Source organism: Lederbergia citrisecunda, from assembly GCF_018343695.1.
GTDB lineage: Bacteria > Bacillota > Bacilli > Bacillales > Bacillaceae_C > Lederbergia > Lederbergia citrisecunda.
Genome location: NZ_JAGYPJ010000001.1, coordinates 2,123,027 through 2,132,222, shown reverse-complemented (window position 1 = coordinate 2,132,222; position 9,196 = coordinate 2,123,027). Strand labels below are relative to the sequence as shown.

At 39.8% G+C, this 9,196-nt stretch carries 6 protein-coding genes and 18 tRNA genes (1 of these 24 only partly in view); 22 read left to right on the top strand and 2 right to left on the bottom strand.

What is annotated here, in order from left to right:
- The 18 genes from KHA93_RS10710 to KHA93_RS10625 all read left to right on the top strand — a co-directional run.
- A tRNA-Leu gene (locus tag KHA93_RS10710) sits at positions 1-48 on the top strand (it extends 34 nt beyond the left edge of the window).
- A 32-nt stretch (positions 49-80) separates the two neighbouring features.
- A tRNA-Gly gene (locus KHA93_RS10705) sits at positions 81-155 on the top strand.
- A gap of 6 nt (positions 156-161) precedes the next feature.
- Positions 162-247 (top strand) — tRNA-Leu (locus tag KHA93_RS10700).
- Between the two features lie 74 nt (positions 248-321).
- Positions 322-398, top strand: a tRNA-Arg gene (locus KHA93_RS10695).
- 22 nt (positions 399-420) lie between these two features.
- A tRNA-Pro gene (locus KHA93_RS10690) sits at positions 421-497 on the top strand.
- A 15-nt stretch (positions 498-512) separates the two neighbouring features.
- Positions 513-588: transfer RNA gene (locus KHA93_RS10685), tRNA-Ala, on the top strand.
- A gap of 22 nt (positions 589-610) precedes the next feature.
- Positions 611-687 (top strand) — tRNA-Met (locus KHA93_RS10680).
- An 8-nt stretch (positions 688-695) separates the two neighbouring features.
- A tRNA-Ile gene (locus tag KHA93_RS10675) sits at positions 696-772 on the top strand.
- A gap of 15 nt (positions 773-787) precedes the next feature.
- Positions 788-880: transfer RNA gene (locus KHA93_RS10670), tRNA-Ser, on the top strand.
- Positions 881-897: 17 nt separating this feature from the next.
- Positions 898-971: transfer RNA gene (locus KHA93_RS10665), tRNA-Met, on the top strand.
- A gap of 33 nt (positions 972-1,004) precedes the next feature.
- Positions 1,005-1,080: transfer RNA gene (locus KHA93_RS10660), tRNA-Asp, on the top strand.
- A gap of 78 nt (positions 1,081-1,158) precedes the next feature.
- Positions 1,159-1,234: transfer RNA gene (locus tag KHA93_RS10655), tRNA-Phe, on the top strand.
- Positions 1,235-1,263: 29 nt separating this feature from the next.
- A tRNA-His gene (locus KHA93_RS10650) sits at positions 1,264-1,338 on the top strand.
- Positions 1,339-1,365: 27 nt separating this feature from the next.
- Positions 1,366-1,439: transfer RNA gene (locus KHA93_RS10645), tRNA-Gly, on the top strand.
- Between the two features lie 11 nt (positions 1,440-1,450).
- Positions 1,451-1,527 (top strand) — tRNA-Ile (locus KHA93_RS10640).
- A 1-nt stretch (position 1,528) separates the two neighbouring features.
- Positions 1,529-1,600: transfer RNA gene (locus tag KHA93_RS10635), tRNA-Asn, on the top strand.
- A gap of 10 nt (positions 1,601-1,610) precedes the next feature.
- Positions 1,611-1,701, top strand: a tRNA-Ser gene (locus KHA93_RS10630).
- A 13-nt stretch (positions 1,702-1,714) separates the two neighbouring features.
- Positions 1,715-1,786: transfer RNA gene (locus tag KHA93_RS10625), tRNA-Glu, on the top strand.
- Between the two features lie 68 nt (positions 1,787-1,854).
- On the opposite strand, the gene KHA93_RS10620 is transcribed toward KHA93_RS10625, so the two are convergent.
- Both KHA93_RS10620 and KHA93_RS10615 read right to left on the bottom strand, forming a co-directional pair.
- Positions 1,855-2,634, bottom strand: coding sequence for a TraR/DksA C4-type zinc finger protein (locus KHA93_RS10620; protein WP_233711125.1), 780 nt, complete (start codon positions 2,632-2,634; stop codon positions 1,855-1,857).
- Between the two features lie 397 nt (positions 2,635-3,031).
- Positions 3,032-3,955, bottom strand: a complete 924-nt coding sequence (locus KHA93_RS10615) for a 1,4-dihydroxy-2-naphthoate polyprenyltransferase (RefSeq protein ID WP_213110719.1) — start codon at positions 3,953-3,955, stop codon at positions 3,032-3,034.
- Positions 3,956-4,353: 398 nt separating this feature from the next.
- Here KHA93_RS10615 and KHA93_RS10610 point away from each other — a divergent pair, with 398 nt between their 5' ends.
- Genes KHA93_RS10610 through menB form a run of 4 tightly spaced genes read left to right on the top strand, consistent with a single transcriptional unit; the run spans position 4,354 to position 9,135 of the window.
- Positions 4,354-5,751, top strand: a complete 1,398-nt coding sequence (locus KHA93_RS10610) for an isochorismate synthase (RefSeq protein WP_213110718.1) — start codon at positions 4,354-4,356, stop codon at positions 5,749-5,751.
- Entirely contained in the window at positions 5,748-7,493 is a 1,746-nt protein-coding gene (gene menD, locus KHA93_RS10605) for a 2-succinyl-5-enolpyruvyl-6-hydroxy-3-cyclohexene-1-carboxylic-acid synthase (RefSeq protein WP_213110717.1), read from the top strand. The genes KHA93_RS10610 and menD overlap by 4 nt, the downstream gene beginning before the upstream one ends.
- A complete protein-coding gene (gene menH, locus KHA93_RS10600) occupies positions 7,490-8,302 on the top strand; it encodes a 2-succinyl-6-hydroxy-2,4-cyclohexadiene-1-carboxylate synthase (RefSeq protein ID WP_213110716.1) in 813 nt (270 codons plus the stop codon). Before menD ends, menH begins: the two co-directional genes overlap by 4 nt.
- A 14-nt stretch (positions 8,303-8,316) precedes the next feature.
- Positions 8,317-9,135 carry a 1,4-dihydroxy-2-naphthoyl-CoA synthase gene (gene menB, locus KHA93_RS10595; protein ID WP_213110715.1) on the top strand — a complete coding sequence of 273 codons (819 nt, stop codon included), beginning with the start codon at positions 8,317-8,319 and terminating at the stop codon, positions 9,133-9,135.
- Positions 9,136-9,196 lie beyond the last annotated feature (61 nt).

Sequence of the window (9,196 nt, the reverse complement as noted above, 5' to 3'; positions counted from 1 at the left end):
TAGGATCTAGTGCCGCAAGGCGTGGGGGTTCGACTCCCTTCACCCGCATTTTAAAAAATTGTTAAAAAATGTTAATCGACGCGGAAGTAGTTCAGTGGTAGAACACCACCTTGCCAAGGTGGGGGTCGCGGGTTCGAATCCCGTCTTCCGCTCCAATATATGCCGGGGTGGCGGAACTGGCAGACGCACAGGACTTAAAATCCTGCGGTAGGTGACTACCGTACCGGTTCGATTCCGGTTCTCGGCATTAAGGTTTTTTGCTTCAGCAAAATAACCTTCCATATAAGGTAAAATAGCTTTGCGATATTACATCCAATACATGCGCCCGTAGCTCAATTGGATAGAGCGTCTGACTACGGATCAGAAGGTTATGGGTTCGACTCCTTTCGGGCGCGCCAATAGTATTTTGTATATGTTTTACGGGAAGTAGCTCAGCTTGGTAGAGCACTTGGTTTGGGACCAAGGGGTCGCAGGTTCGAATCCTGTCTTCCCGACCACTTTAAAACTTGTTTGGGGCCTTAGCTCAGCTGGGAGAGCGCCTGCTTTGCACGCAGGAGGTCAGCGGTTCGATCCCGCTAGGCTCCACCATTTTTATGTAGAATAACAATATGGCGGCGTAGCTCAGCTGGCTAGAGCGTACGGTTCATACCCGTGAGGTCGTGGGTTCGATCCCCTCCGCCGCTACCATATTTATTGGACCTTTAGCTCAGCTGGTTAGAGCAGACGGCTCATAACCGTCCGGTCGTAGGTTCGAGTCCTACAAGGTCCACCATTTAACTTTATTCGTGGAGGAATACCCAAGTCTGGCTGAAGGGATCGGTCTTGAAAACCGACAGGCGGGTTAAACCGCGCGGGGGTTCGAATCCCTCTTCCTCCGCCATATATACTTATTATCGTCGCGGGGTGGAGCAGTCCGGTAGCTCGTCGGGCTCATAACCCGAAGGTCGCAGGTTCAAATCCTGCCCCCGCAATAATAGTAAACTTAAAGATTTACTAGATTATATGGTCCCGTGGTGTAGCGGTTAACATGCCTGCCTGTCACGCAGGAGATCGCGGGTTCGATTCCCGTCGGGACCGCCATTATTTTGTACAAAGCTGTCTTAATACCTCAATCGGTCGAAAGACAATTTTGAAAAAAATACCGTTATTACTTAATTTGGCTCAGTAGCTCAGTCGGTAGAGCAAAGGACTGAAAATCCTTGTGTCGGCGGTTCGATTCCGTCCTGAGCCACCATTTATAAATCATACGATGCAAAAAGAATGGCGGCTATGGCGAAATGGTCAACGCATCGGATTGTGGCTCCGACATCGTGGGTTCGATTCCCACTAGTCGCCCCAAAATATTTTGTGTTATGATTAATATATGCGGGTGTAGTTTAGTGGTAAAACCACAGCCTTCCAAGCTGTTGATGAGGGTTCGATTCCCTTCACCCGCTCCATATTTTAATATGGGCCTGTAGCTCAGCTGGTTAGAGCACACGCCTGATAAGCGTGAGGTCGGTGGTTCGAGTCCACTCAGGCCCACCATTCCGCAGTAGCTCAGTGGTAGAGCTATCGGCTGTTAACCGATCGGTCGTAGGTTCGAATCCTACCTGCGGAGTTTCATGTATGGGGAAGTACTCAAGTGGCTGAAGAGGTGCCCCTGCTAAGGGCATAGGTCGCGTAAGCGGCGCGAGGGTTCAAATCCCTCCTTCTCCGCCATACATATTAAATCGGCCCCTTGGTCAAGCGGTTAAGACACCGCCCTTTCACGGCGGTAACACGGGTTCGAATCCCGTAGGGGTCATCCATAACAAAAAAACCATCTTACGAGATGGTTTTTTTGTTATATATCATTTGTACTAGAAAATCCTTTTATTTTTCATCATCTACATACCCATCCGTATATTTATATGGAACATCTCCAAACGGAGCTTCAATTCCTTCTTCATCCAATGTTTCTTCATATTCCATTTTTTCTTCTGAGGTATACGTTTTTATACCTTTTCCATCTATATTTGTCCCAGTGAAAGTTTCGTACTCCTCGACAAATCCATCTTTGATATCACTATCATACAATTCATCATAATCGTTAAAGTCCCCTTCAAAATCGGAGGGCGTTTCAGATGTACCGTATTTTGCAACTTCTTGAAAACTATCTTGATAATCTTTTACAGGACTTCTTTTGTCACGAAATGCAAAAGAATTATCTACTGCTGGTTTCAGCAATTGTTCTTCTACAGGGCGATCTCCATGTAGCATTTGTTCGGGGGAATGTTCTACACAAAATGTCGTATTTGGTATTACTTCCAGTCTTTCATAAGGTATGTCTTTTCCGCAAACCTCACATTTACCGTATGTTCCGGATTCCATTGCTTTAAGTGCTTGATCCACTTTCACAAGTTCTGATTCGGAATGAATAGCTAAGGCAAAATCTCTTTCCCGCTCGAAGAGCTCGGTTCCCATATCGGCGGGGTGATTATCGTACATAGATAATTCTCGCTCCCTTGCATTGGCACTTCCGACAACTCCTTCGTCTTCATGAATGTTTTGAGTAAGCTGCTTTTTTATATTTACAAGTTCATTTTTTAAAGTTGATAATTGTTGTTGAGTCAGCACTGTCATCACACCCTTTGTTAAAAGTAAAGAAAGCATACATTACTTGTTAGTATCTAGCTTAAGCATCCTTCTTATCCCCTTCTCTCAACATAGAGTAATCCTACAGGGATTGCTGTGTTTCCTATATCTTAGATAAGTGTCCTGATGTCCTTATTTAAAACTAAGTGCACCCACCTTTTCAAATCATTCCTACCTATTGTTTGTAAACAACCATTTCCTTATAGTTTCCTTTTTTTGCAAAAAGCTAAACATGCATTCAAAACTTTCTTCTTAATGTAGGAAGAGGAACTGGAGGATCAAAATAAAGCTTATATCCTGTTCTTCCTTCTTTAGTTTGCTCTATAGGTACTGACATTAGTATGAATAAAGACAAGTGGTTGAAAAAGTAGGGTAGAACAACAAAAAAAACACTTGTCGTTAAGACAAGTGTTGATTAAGAGAAATAGCTTATGAAAAGTCCAATTGCCATCAGAAAGCCAAATATTGTATTTGTTTGAGCTGTGGCTTTCATCGCGGGCATCATTTGTATAGGTTCTGTTTTTCCAATGAATCCTTTGACAGCTTTCAATGCTTTTGGAATGCTGATAAATGTAATCAATAGCCAAAAGGAGGTTTCTGTAAAAAATATTAAGAAGATAATCCAGCTGTATGAAAGGATAAACATACTAGCCAACAGACCGATTGCTTTTTCCCTTCCGATAATGATTGCCAAGGTTTTACGGCCATTTTCCTGATCTCCATCCAAATCCCGTATATTATTCGCTAGCATAATACTTCCAATCAATATAGACACTGGAATGGAAACAAGAATACTGATTTTTGAAATATTGCCAGTCTGAATGAAATAAGAAATTTGAATAATGACGACACCCATGAAAAAGCCAGACATTAACTCACCGAATGGGGTATAGGCAATCGGTTTTGGTCCACCTGTATAAAAATAACCTACAGCCATGGAAATTAGTCCGACCACTGCAATCCACCAGCTGCTGCTCATTGAAATATAAATACCTAATATGAGCGATATTCCAAAAAGAAGAAAACCAAGGCCTAGAACAGTTTTGGGTTTTACTCCGTTTCGAACAATCGCACCACCAATACCGACGGAGTTTTCGTTATCAAGCCCTCTAGCGTAATCAAAGTACTCATTAAACATATTTGTTGCAGTTTGAATAAGTAAGCTTGCGACGAGCATAGCAACAAATAATGAAATATGAATGGGTACACTTTTTATAGCTAATGCTGTTCCTAATAATACTGGAACAAATGCAGCGGTCAACGTATGTGGTCGACTAAGCTGCCACCATATTCTCCAGCCTGTTTCTTCCGGAACAACTGATTCTTTCTGTATAATCATTTTTTGTCTCTCCCTTTACATAATACAAATAAAGCTGAAAAATCTATATAAGAAACTTAACACCTATTAAAGTGTAGGAAATGCGTGCGCTTGTGTCAATCCATTTAATATGGGAATTGAGAGAAATCTTTTCCATAAGTATGATTGCTACATTTAGCATCCATATTCATATATAATATAGAAGTGAAAAAGTAAACAATGTCTACTTAACAAATCTTCATTCCTAATTTTTCGACGAACTCGTATTGAAACTCTACTGAAGGCTTTATCTAATTTAAGCTAAGGTCGGGACCACCTTATCGAGGCCATCGTTTACTTTGAATTTATTTTATCACTTATAGTATGAAAAAACTTACACTAAATGTAATTAAAGTTTTTGGCTTTTAGGAGAGATCATATTGACTAACTTATTATCACAGACGAGCATGGACGACATTTTTCATAAAGAATTGATTGATAGGAAAAACAAACTTTATAGTTATACCCTTCCTATAGACTTTTTTGACCCAGTGGAATTTTATAATTATCAGTCTTCCATTTTTTCCGGGAATAGATTTTTCTGGAAAAGCTCAGATGGATTATTGTGGACTGTCGGATTAGGAATTGCCGCTACTATTTCTAATGTTGATCCTGAAAACAGATTTCAAGCTTCGAATAATAAATGGAATCAAATCATTAAGGATGCTGAAATTGATAATCCATCTGGAGTTCCAGGAACAGGACCGCTTCTATTTGGTGGTTTTTCTTTTGATCCTTATAGTGAAGTTGAAGAAGAATGGGCAAGCTTTGGACATTCCATATTATACTTGCCATCATATATGCTAACCGTTGCTGGTGACCAATATTATTTAACCGTTAATGCAATCTCAAATGACCTTGTTCCTATTGAATCTTTACGTGAAAAAGCTAATCGGTTCGTACAGCATTTACAGAATGACGAAAATTTATTAAAGGAACATCCTTTAAACATAAAAAGCAGTATAGAGGTTGCCCCAGAGCAATGGATTCAATCTGTAGACGAGATCGTGAATATTTTAAAAACAACAGATGTAAAAAAGGTTGTTTTTGCGCGAAAGCTTTTGCTTGAGTTTGAAGAGAATGCCCAACCTTCTTATGTCATTAAACGATTACTTGAACAGCAGCCTGCTAGTTTTGTCTTTGCATTGGAAGTTGGGGATTATTGTTTCCTAGGAGCATCACCAGAAAGACTAATTAAAAAAATGGATGATCATGTTTTATCAACATGTTTGGCAGGATCAATCGGACGCAGCCAAAATATTCAAGAAGATCAAAAGCTTGGAGAAATCCTTTTAAAAGATCAAAAAAACTTATTTGAACATGAGTTAGTCGTTTCAATGATAGAGGATGCTTTAAGGCCATATAGTACTGAAATCAATATACCAGATGAACCAATCCTAATGAAAATGCCGGATATCCAGCATTTATATACTCCTGTAACAGGAAAAGCAAATGATGATTTTTCAATCTTTACCGTCGTTGAAAAATTACACCCGACACCGGCTTTAGGAGGAGTACCAACGAAAGCAGCCTTAGAGATTATTCGAGAGAAAGAAAATATGGATCGAGGATTTTATGCTGGTCCTATCGGCTGGACGGATTATCAAGGGAATGGAGAATTTGCTGTAGGAATTCGTTCTGGCTTGTTAAAAGAAAATAAAGCATTTTTATATGCTGGATGCGGATTAGTGTCAGATTCCGTTTCTGAAGAAGAATTAAAAGAAACAAGGATAAAGTTTCAACCTATGCTAAAAGCAACCGGAGGAGAGATTCTATGAGTCATCAGGAGGCACTCACAAAATATCTTGCTGCATTTATAACAGGTCTTGTCCAAGCTGGTATAAAGGATGTTGTCATAAGCCCTGGTTCACGCTCAACTCCTCTTGCATTAATGTTCTCGGAGCATCGTGATATAAAAGTATATATGAATGTGGATGAACGTTCAGCTGCATTTTTCGCTTTAGGACTTGCAAAGGCATCGGGAAATCCGGTTGGTTTACTTTGTACTTCGGGAACGGCTGCCGCCAATTATTATCCAGCTGTAGTAGAGGCAAGTCTTTCCGGGGTACCTCTTATTGTTATGACGGCGGATCGTCCTCATGAGCTTCGAGATATCGGTGCGCCACAAGCGATTGATCAGCTTCATTTATATGGGCGCCATGTAAAATGGTTTGCGGAAATGGCATTGCCTGAAGCAGGAGTAGAACAGCTTCGTTATGTCAAAACAACAGCGATTAGAGCAGTGAAAGAAGCGATAGGGCGAGATAAAGGCCCGGTTCATTTGAATTTTCCATTTCGAGAGCCACTGCTACCTATACTTGATCCTTATCCTTTTCATGAAGAAGAAAAGTCTATTAATATTGAAGGTGGCATCCATTTTCTTCCATACGATAAATTAAAGAAAATAGCTGATCAGTGGCAAGGAATTGAAAGAGGATTAATTATTTGTGGTCTGATAGAAGAACCCGATTTTACCGAAGCTGTTACGACATTAGCGAAAAAACTCGGTTACCCGATTTTAGCAGATCCACTCTCGCAACTTAGAAGTACTTCTATATCAGAAACGACTGTAGTTGATAGTTATGATGCAATCCTAAAAGGGAAAAATGTGGTCAATCTACTGAATCCAGAAATTATTATTCGCTTCGGGGGAGCACCGGTATCGAAGTCACTTTCCATTTATATGAAAAACTTGAATGATATCGAGCATATCGTTGTGGATAGTGGGTCCAAATGGAGAGACCCAAATTATGTAGGTACGACGATGGTCCAATGTAACGAAACAGTGTTTTGTAATGATTTAGCCACATTGATTCAGGAGCAAAAATCATCTAAATGGCTTTCCAAATGGTTGGAACTAGATGAAATAGCCAAAAAAACAATTGCAAACCATCTGCAAATAATCGATGAGCTTGAAGAAGGAAAGGTAGTCTATGAACTAGCAAATCTTCTTCCTGTTGACAGTACGATTTTTGTTGGAAACAGCATGCCAATTCGTGACGTGGATACGTTTTTCCATAAAAATAATAAAAATATTACGGTCATGGCAAACCGAGGAGCTAATGGAATAGATGGTGTTGTCTCCACAGCATTAGGAGCAGCTGTATATAAACGGCCTCTTTTTCTCGTCATTGGTGATCTTTCTTTTTTCCATGATTTAAATGGTTTACTGATGGCAAAATTACATAAATTGAACATTACAATTATCTTGCTTAATAATGACGGAGGGGGAATCTTCTCCTATTTACCACAGTACAGTGAGCCTAAGCATTTTGAAGTTTTATTTGGGACACCTACTGGGTTAAATTATGAACATGCTGTACAAATGTATCATGGTCAATATACAAAAATCTTTGACTGGGAAAGTTTAAAAATGGCCATTTTAGATTCTGTCAGTTATGAAGGTTTAAATGTCATTGAAATTCCGACAGATCGTGAAAGAAACTTGTTCTCTCATCGCGAAATGTGGGAAAAGGTTTCCCAGGAAATAAATTTATTCCTACAGGATGCTGAAAAATGAATGTAACCGTCGATAGCATTGATTATTATTATGAGATTTCGGGAAATGGAGAACCACTCATTCTTCTGCATGGGTTTACAGGTGATTGTTCAACATGGAATGCAATAAAACCATATTTAATTGACTCCTTTCAAGTCATTTCAATCGATATTATTGGCCATGGGAAAACTTCTTCACCGACAGATGTAAGCAAATATACAATGGAACAAGTCGCTTTTCAAATAAATAATATTATGAACCATCTTTCGTTAAATAAAGCTCATATGATTGGTTATTCGATGGGGGGAAGGCTTGCTTTAAGTTTTGCGCTTTTCTACCCTGAACGAGTAAATAGTCTAGTTCTTGAAAGTGCTTCGCCGGGACTAAGAACGAATGAAGAGCGTAGTTTACGTATGCAAGCAGATGAGCAGCTTTGCCAAATGATTTTACAGCAGGGAATAGAGGAGTTTGTTAATTATTGGGAAAATATACCTTTGTTTAAGACGCAAAATAGTATTTTGAAATCAGTACGAGAGCAAATCAGGAAACAAAGACTCTCAAACACCCCTATTGGATTGGTGAATAGTTTAAGAGGAATGGGAACAGGTATGCAGCCATCATGGTGGGATATACTTGCTTCTATCGAAATGCCTGTATTATTACTTAGTGGTGAACTTGATCCAAAGTTCTGCACGATATCAAAAGAAATGCAAATATTAATGTCCAATGCCAATCTTATCGAAGTGAGAGGGGTAGGACATGCAATTCACGTGGAGGATTCTAAAAAGTTTGGTACAATAGTGAAGGAGTTTTTGTGCCAAATTACATAAAAGGAGGAAATAAAATGGCATTTAATTGGACTAAAGAAAGAGAATACGAAGATATTTTATATGAAACATATAATGGGATAGCCAAAATTTCAATAAATCGCCCAGAAGTACATAATGCCTTTAGACCGAAAACGGTTATGGAGTTAATCGACGCTTTTGCATATGCACGTGACGATGAAAAAGTCGGCGTTATTGTTTTAACAGGTACTGGTGGAAAAGCATTCTGTTCAGGTGGAGATCAAAAAGTGCGTGGTCATGGAGGATATGTTGGTGAAGACAATATCCCGCGTTTAAACGTCCTTGATTTACAAAGACTTATAAGAGTTATTCCGAAACCAGTAGTTGCCATGGTAGCAGGGTATGCGATCGGAGGCGGTCACGTTCTCCATGTCGTTTGTGATTTAACGATCGCAGCCGATAACGCTATTTTCGGGCAAACAGGACCAAAAGTGGGAAGCTTCGATGCTGGATATGGTTCCGGATACTTGGCACGCATTGTTGGCCATAAAAAAGCAAAGGAAATTTGGTTCTTATGCCGTCAATATAACGCGCAAGAAGCACTTGATATGGGTCTAGTCAATACGGTAGTTCCTTTGGAACAATTGGAAGAAGAAACAGTTAAGTGGTGTGAAGAAATGCTTGAAAAAAGTCCTACGGCTTTGCGCTTCTTGAAGGCAGCTTTTAATGCAGATACTGATGGTCTTGCGGGACTTCAACAATTGGCTGGCGATGCGACGCTTCTTTACTATACAACAGATGAAGCGAAAGAAGGCCGAGATGCATTCAAAGAAAAACGTAAACCGGACTTCGGGCAATTCCCAAGATTTCCTTAATATATTATTTGCTAGCCTGATGGATTTTCCATTCAGGCTCTTATTTAATTTTTAGGAGGGT